This window comes from Mesorhizobium kamtschaticum, from assembly GCF_056174585.1.
In genome coordinates, this window is record NZ_CM149691.1 from 1,380,410 (window position 1) to 1,395,017 (window position 14,608).

Below are 14,608 nucleotides of genomic sequence, written 5' to 3' on the forward strand. Positions count from 1 at the left end.
TCACGACCGGGCGTTATGGCCGAAGATCATGCGGGTGTATTTCTTCCACTTCCATTTCAGGCTTTTGTACAAACGCGGGTAGTTTTTCGCCGAAATGGACGTCTGGAAAGCGCCGTTCTCGCTGCCTTGCTCGACAATCGGCCGTTCGAACCACAGCATTTCAACGCCGAGTTTCTCGTCCATCTGTTCGACCTGGTGGTCGATCGAGGTGTATATCTTGTTCTGCTCGATCCAGGCGCAACGGGCTTCGGCGACGGGGCGGGTGATGAGGTAGGAATCGGTGCATCGGGCATGCAGTGCCGGGTAGAGCCTTTGGCCCTTCCGCAGTTTCCAGCTCGGCGTGTAGTAGTTGCTGCCATTGCCGAGATAGATGACGGCCTTGCGCGTGGGGCCGCCGAGTTCGGCAAGCCCCTGCCGGAACTTGGCGACGAAATCACGGGCGAGGAAGACGTCGTCCTCGAAGACCAGGCAATAGGGCAGGTCGGTCTCGAGGAAATCGCGCCATATGCCGACATGCTTCAGCGCCAGCGAGACGGCCGGCGGGTGGGTAAAGGCAGGGGCGACCAGCTCGTTGCGGATCTCCGGGGTGACATCGGGCCGGTCCCAGTCGGTGTAGAAATAGACCGGCACGCCACGCCGCTCGAATTCGCGGACGATGTGGCGGCGCCGGTCGTCATAGCCCTGCTTGACGTGGCAGATCCGGGTGAACACCAGGTCGCGTGGAAATCCGGCTGCCATCATCAACGCACCGTCTCAGCTTGCCGTGGCACCGAACCAGCCGATCACCGCACCGATGATCAGCAGGACACCCAGCCAGTGGCCGCCGTCGATGAGGGTCAGGTCCCAGCCGAAATTCTCGTAGCGATGGTTGACCGACAGCGTCGTGGCGACGAAACCCAGCCAAAGCACGAAGCCGAAGACAAGCCCGGCAAGCAGTGTCGGCTCGCCACCGGTCATCGCGCCGACGACCAGGGCCATGATGGTGGCCATGAGCAGTTCGGCGATGAAGCTGATGACAAAAGGCAGCGGTGATTTCTTCATCGTCGCCGGATCGAGCCTGGCGGCCTTCAGCCACGGCTTGCTCAACGCCATGTACCAGGCGGCGCCGAACAGCCAGGCGACGACGGCGGCGGCGATCACCGCCAGCCAGTTCACTGCTGAAAAATCCATGAGCTTCCCCCTCCAGATGCAGGCCGTGCGGCGTGCTCTATCTTTTTGTTTCGAGCAATTCCTGTGGGAAAACCGCTACACACTTTTCCTGGAATTGCTCCAGCTTTGTATCAAGCGCTTCGGCGATGGCGTCAAGCAAAGCGCCAGACGGTGGTGCGCTTGACCAGGGAATCCTCCAGTGCCCGGGTGACGTCCACTTCATAGACCGCAAGCGGCTCCAGCCCTGTCTTCGGCATATAGGACCGGCCGGGATCGCCGACGAAGATCTCGGCGCCACGCGCCTTGAGCGTCGCGAACCACGGCATCAGGCGGTCGGCGAAGGATTTGTCGTAGAAAACGTCACCGGCCAGCACCACGTCCCAGCCCGCATCTGTGCCGATGCAGTCGGTACCGAGGAATTCGATGCCGACGCCATTGGCCTCGCTGTTGAGGCGGATCGCGGTGGCGCAGAACGGGTCGATGTCGGTGGCGATGACTTGAGCCGCGCCGGCCTTGGCGGCGGCGATGGCGACAAGGCCGGAACCTGAGGCGAAGTCGAGCACGCGCTTGCCCCGCACCGTGTCGGGATTATCCAGGACATAGCGGGCGAGGCCCTGGCCGCCGGCCCAGGCAAAGGCCCAGAAGGGCGGCGGCAGGCCGATCTCCACCAATTCGTCCTCGGTCCGCTGCCAAAGATCGTGCGCGTCATCGGCTAGATGCAGCAGAATCTCCGGCACATGCGGCGGCGCTATCAGCGCCGTGTTGTCGAGAATGAATTGCTTCGCGCTGTGCGGGGTCAGCGCCGTCACGGAGCAGGTGTCAAGCCGCCCATGCGGCAGACTTCCTTCCATTCCGCCGGGGTCACCGGCTGCACCGAAAGCCGTCCGAGCCGCACCAGCGCCATCTCGGCAAGTTTTGGGTTGGCCTTGACCTGTTCCAGTGTCGGCGGGGTCGGCACATCGCGAACCGCGCGGATGTCCACGCATTCCCAGCGCGGATCATCGGACGTGGTGTCAGGGTGGGCCAACGCGCAGACTTCGGCGATGCCGACGATGTTGAGCCCCTCATTGGAATGGTAGAAGAAGCCGAGATCGCCGATCTGCATCGCCTTCATGTTGTTGCGGGCGGCGTAGTTGCGCACGCCGTCCCATTGCGTGCCGGCCTTGCCCTTGGCCTTCAGCATCTCGAAGGAGAACTTGAAAGGCTCCGATTTGAACAGCCAGTAGTTCATTTTTCTCCTCCTTGCGAGCCAATTGCGGGCTATCGGAAATTAACTAGCCGCCGGCTTGTTGAACGTCCAGCTCCACTGGCGGATTTCGACGCCTTCGAACAGCCCGGCCTTGGCATAGGGGTCGGCGGTCGACAGGGCCTGCGCCGCCGCCAGGTCAGGCGCCTCGACGACGACGAGGCTGCCATTGGGCTTGCCATCGGCATCGAGGAACGGACCGGCAAAGGCCAGTTTCTTCTCCGCATTCAGGCCTTCGAGGAAGGCGACATGCACGGGCCGCGTGTCGAGGCGTATCTGCAGGCTTCCGGGCTTGTCCTTGCAAACAAAAGCAAACAGCATGGTCTTTCTCCTGGTCGTTGGGATCGAGGTCGAGGGGATCAATCGTTGGTTTCGGTCTTCAGTGGCCGGGTCATCAGGGCCGTCACGGCCTGTCGGATGGTGATGGTGCCGTCCAGTATGGCCGCTACGGCGGCGATGATCGGCGCGTCGATACCGCGCTCGGCGGCGATGCGGGCGGCGATCGCCGCCGTCGGCACGCCCTCGGCCAGCGGCAGTCCGGCAAGCGCCCTGCCTTGCCCGAGCGCCAGCCCATAGGCGAAATTGCGCGATTGCGCCGACGAGCAGGTCAGCAAAAGGTCGCCAAGGCCGGAAAGCCCCATCAAGGTCTCGGGCCTGGCGCCGAAGGCGGCACCGATGCGGCGCAGTTCGACGAAGCCGCGCGTCACCATGGCGGCCTGGGCGCTGGCGCCAAGCCCGGCGCCGGTGACCGCACCCGCGGCAATGGCAAAGACATTCTTCAAGGCGCCGCCGATCTCGACGCCGATCAGGTCGTCGCTCGAATAGCAGCGCAGGTTTTCGGCGGAAAAGCGCGCGGCAAGGTCGGCGGCAAGCGCCTCGTCGCCGGCGGCGACCACCACCGCTGTCGGCAAGCCCCTGGCAACATCGGTGGCAAAGCTCGGGCCGGACAGCGCGGCGATCGGATTTCGCGGCAGGATCTCCTCGACGATTGCCGACAGCAAGGCACCAGTGTCGCGCTCGATGCCCTTGGCGCAGAGAACAAGCGGGATGCCAGGAGGCATATGGTCCTTCGCGGCCGCCAGCGTCGCCCGCAAGGATTGCGCCGGCGTCACCGCCAGCACGCAATCGGCGCCAGCGAGCGCTGCCTTGATGTCTGATGTCGCTTCGATGCCGGGCGCAATGGCAATGCCGGGCAGGTAGCGCAGGTTCTCGCCACGGCCGATGGCGGCCACGGTTTCCGGGTCGCGCGCGAACAGGCGCACCGCATGGCCGGCGCGCAGCATCGCCAGCGCCAGCGCCGTGCCCCAGGCGCCGCCGCCCAGCACTGTGACGCGCCAGCCGCCTTTGTCTGGGGTGTCTGTGGCCTGATGGCCCTTGTCATGGCTGCTCATCGCTCCAGCGGTCATGCCTTGGCTCCGCGCCGGCCGGAGCCGACCATCGGCGCCGAGATGTTGTCGAGCGGCCAGCGCGAGCGGGGCACGAAATCGAAGCCGTTCTCCTGCGCCATGCCTTCCCGCAGCCGTTCGATGCCGGCCCAGGCGATCATCGCCGCATTGTCGGTGCAAAGTTTCAGCGGCGGCGCGACGAAGGTGAAGCCGGCGTCAGTGCAGAGCCGTTCCAGCGTTGCCTTGATGGTGCGGTTGGCGGCGACGCCGCCGGCAACCACCAGCGCCGGATTTTTCGTGCCGGGAAACGTTTGGCTGAATCGTGCCAGGGCGCGAGAAACGCGGTCGGCCAGCGCATCGGCGACCGCCGCCTGGAACGAGGCGCAGATGTCGGCGACATCCTGGTCGCTCAGCGGCTCGATTGCCGTTGCCGCCTGGCGCACGGCGGTCTTCAAACCGGAGAAGGAGAAATCGGCTTGCGCCGAGCCCTTCATCGGCCGGGGAAAGGCAAAGCGTGAGGCATTGCCCGTCTGTGCCGCCTTTTCGACATTCGGTCCGCCGGGATAGGGCAGGCCGAGCATCTTGGCGGTCTTGTCGAAAGCTTCGCCGAGCGCGTCGTCGATGGTGGTGGCCCAGCGCTGATAGTCGCCGACGCCGCGCACGGCGAGGATCTGCGTGTGGCCGCCGGAGACCAGCAGCAGCAAATAGGGGAAATCGAGCCCGTCGGTCAGCCTTGCGGTCAAGGCGTGGCCTTCGAGGTGGTTGATGGCGATCAGCGGCTTGCCCGCCGCGGCGGCGATCGCCTTGGCCGTCATCAGCCCGACGATCAGGCCGCCGACCAGGCCCGGGCCGGCGGTGGCGGCGATCGCGTCGATATCGGCAAGGGCCGTGCCCGAATCGGCAAGGGCGGCCTCGATGATGCCATCGAGCGCCTCGACATGAGCGCGCGCGGCAATCTCGGGCACGACACCGCCGAAGGCGGCATGCTCCTCGATCTGGGAGAGCACGACGTTGGACAGGATTTTCGGCGCGGCATCGCCCTCCAGCGCCACGACGCTGGCGGCGGTCTCGTCACAACTCGTCTCAATGCCCAGAACGCGGATCAATTCGTCGCTATCCCAAGAGATTGTTTATCGGGCCTTTCCCCTTTAGGAGAAAGCCCGGAAAGGCCTCGGTTATTTCAGCCGCATTTCTGCGACGCCAAGTGGCTCCACCTGGCTGCAAAATGCTCCGGCCGGGGGTTATCACGGACGGCGCGTCATGCAAACAACCTTGAAAATCGGAACACGTGGCAGCCCGCTGGCGCTGGCGCAGGCGCATGAAACGCAGGCGCGGCTGATGGCCGCGCATGGCCTGCCGGCGGAAGCCTTCGAGGTCGTCGTCATCTCGACCAGCGGCGACCGCATCCAGGACCGGCCGCTGTCGGAAGCCGGCGGCAAGGGCCTGTTCACCAAGGAGATCGAGGAAGCGCTGCTCGCCGGCGCGATCGACATCGCCGTGCATTCGTCGAAGGACATGCCGACGCAATTGCCCGAAGGCCTGGAGCTCTCCGCCTTCCTGCCGCGCGAGGACGCGCGCGATGCCTTTGTCGGCAAGGCGGTGAGGTCGATCGCCGACATGCCGCACGGGACAAAAATCGGCTCGTCCTCGCTCAGGCGGCAGGCGCTGATCCGCCGCATGCGGCCGGATCTCGACGTGGTGATGTTCCGCGGCAATGTGCAGACGCGGTTGCGCAAGCTCGACGAAGGGGTCGCCGCCGGCACCATCCTCGCCTATGCCGGGCTGAAGCGGCTGGGGCTCGAACATGTCGCCACCGATCTGATGCCGCTCGACATTTTTCCGCCAGCACCCGGACAGGGCGCGATCGGCATCGAGACCCGCATCGGCGATCGCGACGTCGAAAAAATGCTGGTGGCGATCCACGACGTGCCGACAGGACAGGCACTCGCCTGCGAGCGCGCCTTCCTGGCGGCGCTCGACGGTTCCTGCCGCACGCCGATCGCCGGTTATGCGGCGATCGAGGCCGGAAAGCTCTCTTTCGCCGGCCTGATCATCTCGCCCGATGGCACGCAGTCGCACACGGTCGAGCTGCAGGGGCCAGCGCAGGATGCCGCCCGCATCGGTGATGAGGCGGCGCGGACGGTGCGGTCCAAGGCCGGCGAAAAATTCTTCGACGGCTGGCTCTGAAATGCTTCGCGTCCTGGTGACCAGACCGGAACCGGGCGCATCGCGCACGGCGCGGCGGCTTCAGGACATGGGATTCCAGCCGGTTGTTCTCCCGCTGACCGAAACTGTGGTCTTGCCGGTCGATGCCGGGCTCATTCCAGATGAGGCTGTCGCCGTTGCTGTCACCAGCGCCAATGCCGCGCGCCATGCGTCAAAAGAGGTGATCGCGGCGCTTGCTGCTCTGCCTTGCCATGCCGTGGGAGCGAGAACCGCCGAAGCGGCGCGCAAGATGGGCTTTTTGTCGGTTATTGAAGGCTCCGGCGATGCCGAGGCGCTGGCCGACATCATTGCGTCCGCGCTTCCCCGCAAGGCAATCGTCTATCTCTGCGGACGCGTTCGGTTTCCGGTGTTCGAGCAGAGGCTGGAAGCGGCAGGTGTCCAGGTCCAAGCCGTGGAGACATATGACACACTCCCGGTGCCTTATTCCGACGCGGCCATCCTTGCACTGCTGTCCAGCCAACCGGTCGATGCGGTGCTGCTCTATTCGGCCAAGGCGGCTGCCGCGATGCAGGGTCTGGCCAAACGGCCGGCTCTGCAAGAGGCCTTTGAAAAGACGCGTTTTTTCGCTCTTTCCGCGCGCATCGCGGCTGCCTTCGACGACAGCGCCGGCAAAGCAATCGGCATTGCCGCGCAGCCCGACGAGGAAGCGCTGCTGGCACTTTTGCGGGTGCTGCCCTGAGCCGCGTCATCACACCGCCCCTTTTCACCGCTTGGTGATGTGCTAGACCCTTTCTGAACCATCACGCGCCGCCAGGCGTTGAGACGAAGCGAATTTTGCGGAGCCCCGGCATGGTCAAGACGCCGAAGATGCGACACTCGAAAAGCCGCCGCGAGCCGGTGACCATCGATCTCGAGCCAGGTGCTGTCTCGCGCATCGTCGACGAGGATGCCGCAAAGCCGGAGTCTGACGCCGAAGAAGCGCTGGTGGAGACCACCTCTCAAGCCGAGATTCCTGAAGAGCCGGTGCATGCCGACCAAGCCGATCTCGAGCCTTGGGAGCATGCCGATGCCGCCGCGGCGTCGCCCGAAGCAAACACATCCGCGGAGGCCAAAGCCGCTGAGCCGGAGCTGCCTTATCCCGGTTCGGATACGCCCCCCACAAGCCGCACCAAGACCTCCGATTACAATTTCGAGGATGCAGCGGCCAAGCGTACCGACGACAGCAAGGCGAAAACTCAGACGCGGGACGAAAAGATGGCGCCGACACCTGCTGCGGCAAAGCGTGGCGGCCTCAACGGCATCGCCGCCGGCATCATCGGTGGTGTCATCGCACTGGTCGGCGCCGGCGGCCTGCAATTTGCCGGTCTGCTCGGTGCACCGGGTTCCGGCGCCGGCGTCTCGCTCGATGGCGTCAATGGCGAGATTGCTTCGCTGAAGAGCGACATCGCCGGCCTGAAGGAGGGCGGCGGCAACAACGACGCAGAGGCCAAGGTGGTCGGGCTTTCCTCGGGCCTGGAGCAGGTAAAGGCCGATATAGCGGCGCTGAAATCGGCGGTCGAAAAGGGCGGCGCGGGCGACAATGCCGGGCTTGCCGCCCTTGGCGACAAGGTCACGCAGATCGAAACCGCGGTCGCCGCCCTCGGCAAGGCCGGCAGCGCGGCACCGGTCGATCTTGGCCCGCTCAACGAAAAGCTGGCCGACCTCGATGCGTTGGTGAAGTCGGCAGGCGAGGCGGCGAAGGCGCAGGATGGTAGACTCACGGCGCTGGAACAGTCGGTGTCGCAGCTTTCCGGCAAGGTCGAGGCGGCGGCCGGACAGCCGAAGATCGCGCTCGCCATCGCCGCGTCGGCTTTGAAGTCGGCGCTCGAACGCGGCGCGCCGTTCTCGGCCGAACTCGATACGCTGGCCGCGATTTCGCCTAATGCGCCTGAGATCGCGACCTTGCGGCCCTATGCCGAAAAGGGCGTGCCCACCCGTACCGAGATCGCCTCGCAGATGGATGCCGCCGCCAATGCCATGGTCGCCGCGGCAACGCCCGTCGACCAGAATGCCGGCTTCCTGCAGAATCTGATGTCGAGCGCCGAATCGCTGGTCAAGGTCCGGCCGATCGGCGCCGTCGAGGGTCCCGGCGCGCCGGAAACCGTGGCGCGCATGGAGGTGGCGGTCACGCAGGGCGACTATGCCAAGGCGCTCAGCGAGTATGGCACGCTGCCCGAAGCGGTGAAGGCGGCGGGCGCCGATTTTGCCGGCAAACTGAAGGCGCGCATCGAGGTCGAAACCCAGGTCGACGCGCTGATCTCCGGCGCGATGAAGGCATGAGGGCAACACGATGATCCGCCTGCTCGCCTTCCTCATCGTCGTTTTCGCGCTCGGGCTGGGTTTTGCCTGGCTGGCCGACCGGCCAGGCGACATGGTCGTCACCTTCAACGGCTACCAGTACCAGGTCAGCCTGATGGTGGCGGCGGTTGCGGTCGTTGCCGTCGTCGCCGCCGTGATGATCCTGTGGTGGCTGATCAGGTCGCTGTGGAACAGCCCCTACACCATCTCGCGCTATTTCCGCGTTCGCCGCCGCGACCGCGGCTATCAGGCACTGTCGACCGGCATGATCGCCGCCGGTGCTGGTGACGGTGCGCTGGCCCGCAAGAAGACCAAGGAAGCGGCCAAGCTGATCCGCTCCGACCAGGAGCCGCTGATCCATCTCCTCGAGGCGCAGGCATCGCTGCTCGAGGGCGATCATGAAAGTGCGCGCCAGAAGTTCGAGAGCATGCTCGACGATCCCGAAATGCGGTTGCTCGGCCTGCGCGGGCTTTATCTGGAAGCCGAACGTCTCGGCGACCGCAACGCCGCCCGGCACTATGCCGGCCGCGCCGCCGCCGTGGCGCCGCAACTGGCCTGGGCCGCCGAATCGACGCTGGAAGAGCTGACCGCGCGTGGCGATTGGGATGGGGCCTTGAAACTCGTCGATGCGCAGAAATCGACGCGGCAGATCGAACGCGATGCCGCCAACCGCCGCCGCGCCGTGCTGTTGACCGCCAAGGCGCAGGCACTCGCCGGCAGCGATCCCACGGCCGCCAGGACAGCGGCGCTGGAGGCGAACAAGCTGCAGCCGGATTTCGCGCCTGCCGCTGTTGCCGCCGCCGCCGCACTGTTCAAGCAGAACGATGTGCGCAAGGGCTCGAAGATCCTCGAAGCCGCGTGGAAGGCCGAGCCGCATCCGGAGATCGCCGAGCTCTATACCCATGCAAGGCCGGGCGATGCCGTGCTCGACCGGCTCAACAGGGCCAAGAAATTGCAGGAAATGAAGAAGAACCACGCCGAATCGTCGATGACGGTGGCGCGTGCCGCGCTCGATGCGCAGGATTTCCCGACTGCCCGCCGTGAGGCCGAGGCTGCGATCCGGATGGACCGCCGCGAGGGTGCCTATTTGCTGCTGGCCGATATCGAGGAGGCCGAGACCGGCGACCAGGGCAAGGTGCGGCAGCTGCTGTCCAAGGCAGTGCGGGCGCCGCGCGACCCGGCCTGGGTCGCCGATGGCGTGGTGTCGGAGCGCTGGGCGCCGGTATCGCCGGTCAGCGGACGGCTCGACGCCTTCGAGTGGCGCGCGCCGATGGAGCGGCTTGGCCAGTTGATCGACAGCCGTGACGATGCGCCCGACGCCGCCGTTGTAGCTATCGAAGCGCCGGCTAGACCGGTTTCGGAAAAGCCGATCGACGCGATCGAGCATGCCACGGCGGTCAGCGAGGCCGCGGGCAAAGGAATCGATAGAAGCGAAGACCGCGTCACGCCGGTCACGGCCGCTGCCTTCGCGGCGGTGCCGGCTGATGCGGAGGGCGTCGAGCCGGCGGAAGAACTGGCGCGCTTGCCGGACGACCCGGGTGTCGATCCGGACGAGGAAGCGGAAAAGTCGCCGCGCCGGTTCCGGCTGTTTTGATTTTGGCCATTGGGTGATTTGACTTGGCCTTTGGGCCGTTTGGGAATGGATTGATGTTCGAACGCGTTCTGTCGTTTCTCAGGGATTTACCGGCCGCGTCCAGCCCGCATGCCAGCACGGATGATCCGCGCGTCGCGGCCTCGGCGCTGCTGTACCATGTGATGAATGCCGATGGCGTGCGCCAGGATGTCGAGTGGGAGCGGTTCAAGGCGGTGCTCTCCGAGAGCTACTCGATCAGCGGTGCCGAACTCGAAGCGCTCGTCGCCGCCGGCGAGCGCGCCGACAATGAGGCGATCGATCTCTATGCCTTCACCAGCGTGCTCAAGCGCCATCTCGACGCGGAGGGTCGCAAGGCCTTCATCGGGCTGATGTGGGAGATCGTCTATGCCGATGGCGAGCTGCACGAGCTCGAGGACAATACGGTCTGGCGCGTCGCCGAGCTGATCGGCGTCGAGCGTCACGACCGGGTCGAGGCGCGCCGCAAGGCAGCGGCGCAGGCGCCGGGTGCCCGTGGAACGTCGAGCGACGAATAGACGGGGATCTCGCCTGACGATGCCGCGCCAAACGAGTTCGAAGCCAAAAATCCTGATCGTGCTGCATCAGGAGAATTCGAGCCCCGGACGCGTCGGCCACATGCTGCTCGAAGAGGGTTTTGAGCTCGACATTCGCCGCCCGCCGCTCGGCGATGTCTTGCCGGAAACACTGGACGGTCATGCCGGCACGGTGGTGTTCGGTGGCCCGATGAGCGCCAATGACGAGGACGAGTTCGTCCGCCGCGAGACCAACTGGCTGGAAATTCCGCTCAGGGAAAACCGACCATGTCTCGGCATCTGCCTCGGCGCGCAGATGCTGGTCAACCATCTCGGCGGCAAGGTCGAGGGTCACGGCGAAGGGCTGGTCGAGATCGGCTGGTATCCGCTCAAGGCGACTGAAGCCGGCAAGAAACTGATGCACTGGCCCGAAATGGTCTACCAGTTCCACCGCGAGGGTTTTTCGCTGCCTCGCGACGCGACCTTGCTGGCAACCGCCGAAACCTATCCCAACCAGGCCTTCCGCTATGGCGACAATGCCTGGGGCATCCAGTTCCATGGCGAACTGACCCGGCTGATGATGCAGCGCTGGGTGGTGCGTGGCGCACACCGTTTCGAACTGCCCGGCGCGCAACCCGGCCGCGATCATCTCGGTGGCCGGCTGATCTGGGACATGCACCTCAAGCGCTGGCTGAGCGAATTTTTGGGCGTGATCTTCGGCAAGCCTGCTGAGGGATAGAATAAAATCCAATTGCTCTGAGCGGCCGAGCTTGACGCAAGGAGGCTTACGTCTGCCGAGGCGTGGACGACTGCTTTGCGCCTCACTACGGCCATTCGTAGAACGGTGGTGCGATGGCCAGTCCTGACCCAAAGCCTCATTCCAGATTTCCTGAGATAACACCTCGCGCGCCGCATCTGCCAGGCCGCCAGGCCGGATATCGCCTGGACCAAAAGCCCAAGATCTGACCGAATTGAGCGGGCTGGTGGTACCCTACAAACTAGATAGAAGCCAGTGGCGGCGCGGCGTTGCGCATTGCCTGCGGCGTCTGGCCAAGGCTTCGCTGAAAACTTCTGCGCATGCGCTCCCGGCCGCCATACCCGGTCTCCATGGCGATTACTTCTATAGGCAATCGGCTTTGCTCCAGCAAATAGCGCGCCCTTTCCAGCCGCAGATTCTCGACTGCGCTGGCGGGTGTTATCCCGGTCTCGTTCTTGAAAACCCTGCTAAACTGCCGCACGCTGAGGCAGGCAGTTTTCGCCAGCTGGTCGATCAGAAGCTCCTTGTCCAGATTGCGCCTTGCATAATCGAGGACCCGCTGCACGCGGTCAGACCTGCCGTCTATCTGCAACAGAGCGGAGTGCTGTGACTGGCCACCGGCACGCCGGTGATGGACAACCATTGTCCGCGCCGCTTCACGGGCGATCGCCGCGCCCAGATCACGTTCGACCAGACTGAGCGCCAAATCGATGCCCGCGGTCATGCCCGCCGAAGTCCAGATTTGCCCATCGGCAATGAATATCCGATCTATTTCCACTTTCGCCTTTGGAAAACGGGCCTGCAACTCTTCGCCGAACATCCAGTGCGTGGTCACGCGCTTGCCGTCAAGCAACCCCGCTTCCCCCAAAATAAAGGCACCCACGCAGATGGAGGCGATGCGCCGGGCCTTTTGCTGGGCCTCGTGAAGAGTGGCGATGACACTGGTTGGTGGTTTCTTGGTGTCGGGCGTCGAACCGACAATCAAGGTATCGACGCCGATTTCGGAAGCCGGTTCTGTTGTCACTGTCATGCCGAAAGAATTCGGCACCCAGCCTCCGGAAGCCGAGACGATGTGAACCTCGTAGTGGTTTTTGCCCAAGACCATGTTCGCGGCTTCGAACGCGCCCAACGGCGCGAAGCTCAAAGTCGCAAATCCAGGCGGCAACAACAGTCCAATACGCACCGATCCCCTCCTTCGATTGAGCGTAGCTATCCGCTTCTTATGACTCAAGTCGGCGATGCCCAATAATTCGACATGGCCGGAATGGTGGCAACTTTGGCATAGGCGTTTTTCCAGAGGGGGCCCTAGTGTTCCCGCGCCACTTTCGCACTTGGCCACGATTTTTAGGAGGATTTCGATGTCAACGAACAAGCCCGGTATTGTCTTCGCGCATGGCCTTTGGGCTGATGGTTCATGCTTCCAGAAAGTGATCCCGACGCTACAGGCCGAGGGGCATGAGGTGATAGCTTCGCAACACGGGCTGAATTCCCTGAAAGGCGACGTTGATTGTGTCATCCAATGCCTGGGGCGGGTAAATGGTCCAATCGTTCTGGTAGGCCATTCTTACGGCGGGACACTGATCACTCATGCTGGCGTGGACAGCAGAGTGGGAGCACTGGTCTATATTTGCGCCCTGGCGCCGGATGAGAGCGAGACGTCCCAAGGGCAGTTGAATAAATTCCCCACCACGCAGGTATTTTCCCACGTTGAGGTCGCCGACGGGCGCCTTTGGCTCAAGCCTAGCGGGACAGCGCATTTCTGCGGCGATCTGTCTGAAACCGACCAGGAACTTGTCTGGGCGACGCAAGGCGTTCCCGTCCCCGATTTGTTCGACCAGAAGCACGCCGGTGTCGCTTGGAAGACAAAACCGAGTTGGTATGTCATGGGCACCAATGATCACACCGTTCATCCCGAGCTTCAGCGGGCAGCTTCGAAGCGCATGGGCGCTACGGTTCTGGAAACCAATGCAAGCCACGTTCCCATGCTTTCCCAGCCTGACAAGGTGTTGGATGCGATCCACAAGGCGGCTGCCGCGATCCAAAGGCCTAAGGTCGTATAGTTGGCTCGCTAGGGGCGGTCTTTTGATTGGTCCGAGCATCGGATCGAGCGACCTAGATCCAGCGCTCGATCAGTTCCGGCTGTTGAGATGCCGTACCCGCCGCAGTTGCGGAAACAGCACTGCCCACAGCCCGGCGACCGCGATGGCGCCGACACCGCCAATCACCACCGCCGGCACTGTGCCGATCAGCGCCGCCATAGTGCCAGCGCGGAATTCGCCGACTTCGTTGGAGGCCCCGACGAAAACCTGGTTGACGGCGTTGACGCGGCCACGCACCTCGTCCGGCGTCCACAACTGGATCAGAGTCTCTCTGATGTAAACGCTGAACATGTCGGTGGCGCCGAGGAGCGCCAATGCGACGATCGACAGCCAGGTGACGGTCGACAGGCCAAACAATACGGTGCAGGCGCCGAATGCCGCGACGAAGCCGAGCATGATCTTGCCGGCATTGTCGCGAAGCGGATGCCCGGCCAGCCAGACCGCCACGCAGATGGCGCCGATGCCGGGCGCCGAGCGCAGCAGGCCGAGGCCCCATGGGCCGAGTTGCAGGATGTCGCGCGCATAGACCGGCAGCAGCGCTGAGGCGCCGGACAGGAGCACGGCGACGAGGTCGAGCGAGATGGCGCCAAGCACGATCTTCTCGCTCCAGATGTAGCGGAAGCCGGCAAACAGCGTCTCCATCGTCGGCTTGTCGGTTGCGGTCTGCTGGGCAGGCTTGGGGATGGTGAAGATCAGCAGACCGGCCACCAGCATCAGCACAGAGGCGACGGCGTATGCGGCTTCGGCTGAGACGCCATAGAGCAGGCCGCCGGCGACCGGGCCGATGATCGTCGCCGTCTGCCAGGCGGACGAGTTCCACGCAATCGCGTTGCCGAAATCCTCCGGCGGCACCAGATTGGCGAACAGCGACGACGAGGCCGGTCCGTAAAAGGCGCGCGCCATGCCGAACAGCGCCAGGACGAAGAAGATCGGCAGCGGACTGACGAGGCCGCGCAGCGTGAAATACAGGAGAACGAGCGCACAGCCTGCCTCGACCACCGTTGCCAGCGCCATGATCAGGCGGCGGCCGAAGCGGTCGGCGACGGCGCCGGTGACCAGCACCAAGAGCAGCGACGGCAGGAACTGGACGATGCCGACAATGCCGAGATCGAAGGGATCGCGCGTCAGATCATAGATCTGCCAGCCGACGGCAACCGAGACGATCATGGTCGCGAAAGTGGTGAGGAAACGCGCCGTCCAGTAGCTGAGGAAGGCTTTGTGCCGGAAGGCGGCGTAACGCTGCTCCGGTGAAGTTTGTACTGATGTCATGGAGAGGCCCCGTTGCGATGGCATTGATCGGCGGGGCACTTCCCGGATGGGCGCTGGTCCGACCAATGGAACGTCT

General features: G+C 64.3%; 16 protein-coding genes. 7 read left to right on the top strand and 9 right to left on the bottom strand.

What is annotated here, in order from left to right:
• The 7 genes from AC0V7N_RS06715 to tsaD all read right to left on the bottom strand — a co-directional run bounded on the left by AC0V7N_RS06715 (window position 1) and on the right by tsaD (window position 4,883).
• Entirely contained in the window at window positions 1-738 is a 738-nt protein-coding gene (locus tag AC0V7N_RS06715) for a glycosyltransferase family 25 protein (protein WP_475455847.1), read from the bottom strand.
• A gap of 15 nt (window positions 739-753) precedes the next feature.
• Window positions 754-1,170 carry a DUF1761 domain-containing protein gene (locus tag AC0V7N_RS06720; protein ID WP_475455849.1) on the bottom strand — a complete coding sequence of 139 codons (417 nt, stop codon included), beginning with the start codon at window positions 1,168-1,170 and terminating at the stop codon, window positions 754-756.
• 131 nt (window positions 1,171-1,301) lie between these two features.
• The gene (locus AC0V7N_RS06725; RefSeq protein ID WP_475455851.1) at window positions 1,302-2,000 is read right to left on the bottom strand and encodes a class I SAM-dependent methyltransferase; all 699 of its coding nucleotides are present in this window, start codon (window positions 1,998-2,000) and stop codon (window positions 1,302-1,304) included.
• Entirely contained in the window at window positions 1,955-2,380 is a 426-nt protein-coding gene (locus AC0V7N_RS06730; protein ID WP_475455853.1) for an EVE domain-containing protein, read from the bottom strand. The genes AC0V7N_RS06725 and AC0V7N_RS06730 overlap by 46 nt, the downstream gene beginning before the upstream one ends.
• Before the next feature lie 39 nt (window positions 2,381-2,419).
• Complete coding sequence (locus AC0V7N_RS06735) at window positions 2,420-2,716, bottom strand: YciI-like protein (RefSeq protein ID WP_475455855.1); 297 nt, start codon at window positions 2,714-2,716, stop codon at window positions 2,420-2,422.
• Between the two features lie 38 nt (window positions 2,717-2,754).
• Window positions 2,755-3,786, bottom strand: a complete 1,032-nt coding sequence (locus AC0V7N_RS06740; protein ID WP_475460225.1) for an NAD(P)H-dependent glycerol-3-phosphate dehydrogenase — start codon at window positions 3,784-3,786, stop codon at window positions 2,755-2,757.
• Window positions 3,787-3,797: 11 nt separating this feature from the next.
• Entirely contained in the window at window positions 3,798-4,883 is a 1,086-nt protein-coding gene (gene tsaD, locus AC0V7N_RS06745; RefSeq protein WP_475460227.1) for a tRNA (adenosine(37)-N6)-threonylcarbamoyltransferase complex transferase subunit TsaD, read from the bottom strand.
• Window positions 4,884-5,040: 157 nt separating this feature from the next.
• Between tsaD and hemC the strand changes: the two genes are divergently transcribed.
• The 6 genes from hemC to AC0V7N_RS06775 all read left to right on the top strand — a co-directional run bounded on the left by hemC (window position 5,041) and on the right by AC0V7N_RS06775 (window position 11,146).
• Entirely contained in the window at window positions 5,041-5,967 is a 927-nt protein-coding gene (gene hemC / locus AC0V7N_RS06750; RefSeq protein WP_496627761.1) for a hydroxymethylbilane synthase, read from the top strand.
• A 1-nt stretch (window position 5,968) separates the two neighbouring features.
• Window positions 5,969-6,685, top strand: coding sequence for a uroporphyrinogen-III synthase (locus AC0V7N_RS06755; protein WP_475455857.1), 717 nt, complete (start codon window positions 5,969-5,971; stop codon window positions 6,683-6,685).
• 110 nt (window positions 6,686-6,795) lie between these two features.
• A complete protein-coding gene (locus tag AC0V7N_RS06760; protein WP_496627762.1) occupies window positions 6,796-8,265 on the top strand; it encodes a COG4223 family protein in 1,470 nt (489 codons plus the stop codon).
• A 10-nt stretch (window positions 8,266-8,275) separates the two neighbouring features.
• The gene (locus AC0V7N_RS06765; protein ID WP_475455861.1) at window positions 8,276-9,877 is read left to right on the top strand and encodes a heme biosynthesis protein HemY; all 1,602 of its coding nucleotides are present in this window, start codon (window positions 8,276-8,278) and stop codon (window positions 9,875-9,877) included.
• A gap of 53 nt (window positions 9,878-9,930) precedes the next feature.
• Window positions 9,931-10,410, top strand: coding sequence for a tellurite resistance TerB family protein (locus AC0V7N_RS06770; RefSeq protein WP_475455863.1), 480 nt, complete (start codon window positions 9,931-9,933; stop codon window positions 10,408-10,410).
• A gap of 19 nt (window positions 10,411-10,429) precedes the next feature.
• Window positions 10,430-11,146, top strand: coding sequence for a glutamine amidotransferase (locus AC0V7N_RS06775; RefSeq protein ID WP_496627763.1), 717 nt, complete (start codon window positions 10,430-10,432; stop codon window positions 11,144-11,146).
• A 259-nt stretch (window positions 11,147-11,405) separates the two neighbouring features.
• Here the strand turns inward: AC0V7N_RS06775 and AC0V7N_RS06780 are convergent, their stop codons facing one another.
• Window positions 11,406-12,347: a GlxA family transcriptional regulator gene (locus AC0V7N_RS06780; RefSeq protein ID WP_475455865.1), complete on the bottom strand. Its 942-nt coding sequence runs from the start codon at window positions 12,345-12,347 to the stop codon at window positions 11,406-11,408.
• A 175-nt stretch (window positions 12,348-12,522) separates the two neighbouring features.
• On the opposite strand from AC0V7N_RS06780, the gene AC0V7N_RS06785 reads away from it, so the two are divergent.
• Complete coding sequence (locus AC0V7N_RS06785) at window positions 12,523-13,224, top strand: alpha/beta hydrolase (RefSeq protein ID WP_475455867.1); 702 nt, start codon at window positions 12,523-12,525, stop codon at window positions 13,222-13,224.
• Between the two features lie 69 nt (window positions 13,225-13,293).
• Here the strand turns inward: AC0V7N_RS06785 and AC0V7N_RS06790 are convergent, their stop codons facing one another.
• Entirely contained in the window at window positions 13,294-14,532 is a 1,239-nt protein-coding gene (locus AC0V7N_RS06790; protein WP_475455869.1) for an MFS transporter, read from the bottom strand.
• Window positions 14,533-14,608 lie beyond the last annotated feature (76 nt).

Bases quoted from the DNA above. Each gene is read 5' to 3' on its own strand.
- AC0V7N_RS06715 (WP_475455847.1), bottom strand. From the start codon at position 738: ATGGCAGCCGGATTTCCACGCGACCTGGTGTTCACCCGGATCTGCCAC.
- AC0V7N_RS06720 (WP_475455849.1), bottom strand. From the start codon at position 1,170: ATGGATTTTTCAGCAGTGAACTGGCTGGCGGTGATCGCCGCCGCCGTC.
- AC0V7N_RS06725 (WP_475455851.1), bottom strand. From the start codon at position 2,000: ATGGAAGGAAGTCTGCCGCATGGGCGGCTTGACACCTGCTCCGTGACG.
- AC0V7N_RS06730 (WP_475455853.1), bottom strand. From the start codon at position 2,380: ATGAACTACTGGCTGTTCAAATCGGAGCCTTTCAAGTTCTCCTTCGAG.
- AC0V7N_RS06735 (WP_475455855.1), bottom strand. From the start codon at position 2,716: ATGCTGTTTGCTTTTGTTTGCAAGGACAAGCCCGGAAGCCTGCAGATA.
- AC0V7N_RS06740 (WP_475460225.1), bottom strand. From the start codon at position 3,786: ATGAGCAGCCATGACAAGGGCCATCAGGCCACAGACACCCCAGACAAA.
- hemC (WP_496627761.1), top strand. From the start codon at position 5,041: ATGCAAACAACCTTGAAAATCGGAACACGTGGCAGCCCGCTGGCGCTG.
- AC0V7N_RS06755 (WP_475455857.1), top strand. From the start codon at position 5,969: ATGCTTCGCGTCCTGGTGACCAGACCGGAACCGGGCGCATCGCGCACG.
- AC0V7N_RS06760 (WP_496627762.1), top strand. From the start codon at position 6,796: ATGGTCAAGACGCCGAAGATGCGACACTCGAAAAGCCGCCGCGAGCCG.
- AC0V7N_RS06765 (WP_475455861.1), top strand. From the start codon at position 8,276: ATGATCCGCCTGCTCGCCTTCCTCATCGTCGTTTTCGCGCTCGGGCTG.
- AC0V7N_RS06770 (WP_475455863.1), top strand. From the start codon at position 9,931: ATGTTCGAACGCGTTCTGTCGTTTCTCAGGGATTTACCGGCCGCGTCC.
- AC0V7N_RS06775 (WP_496627763.1), top strand. From the start codon at position 10,430: ATGCCGCGCCAAACGAGTTCGAAGCCAAAAATCCTGATCGTGCTGCAT.
- AC0V7N_RS06785 (WP_475455867.1), top strand. From the start codon at position 12,523: ATGTCAACGAACAAGCCCGGTATTGTCTTCGCGCATGGCCTTTGGGCT.
- AC0V7N_RS06790 (WP_475455869.1), bottom strand. From the start codon at position 14,532: ATGACATCAGTACAAACTTCACCGGAGCAGCGTTACGCCGCCTTCCGG.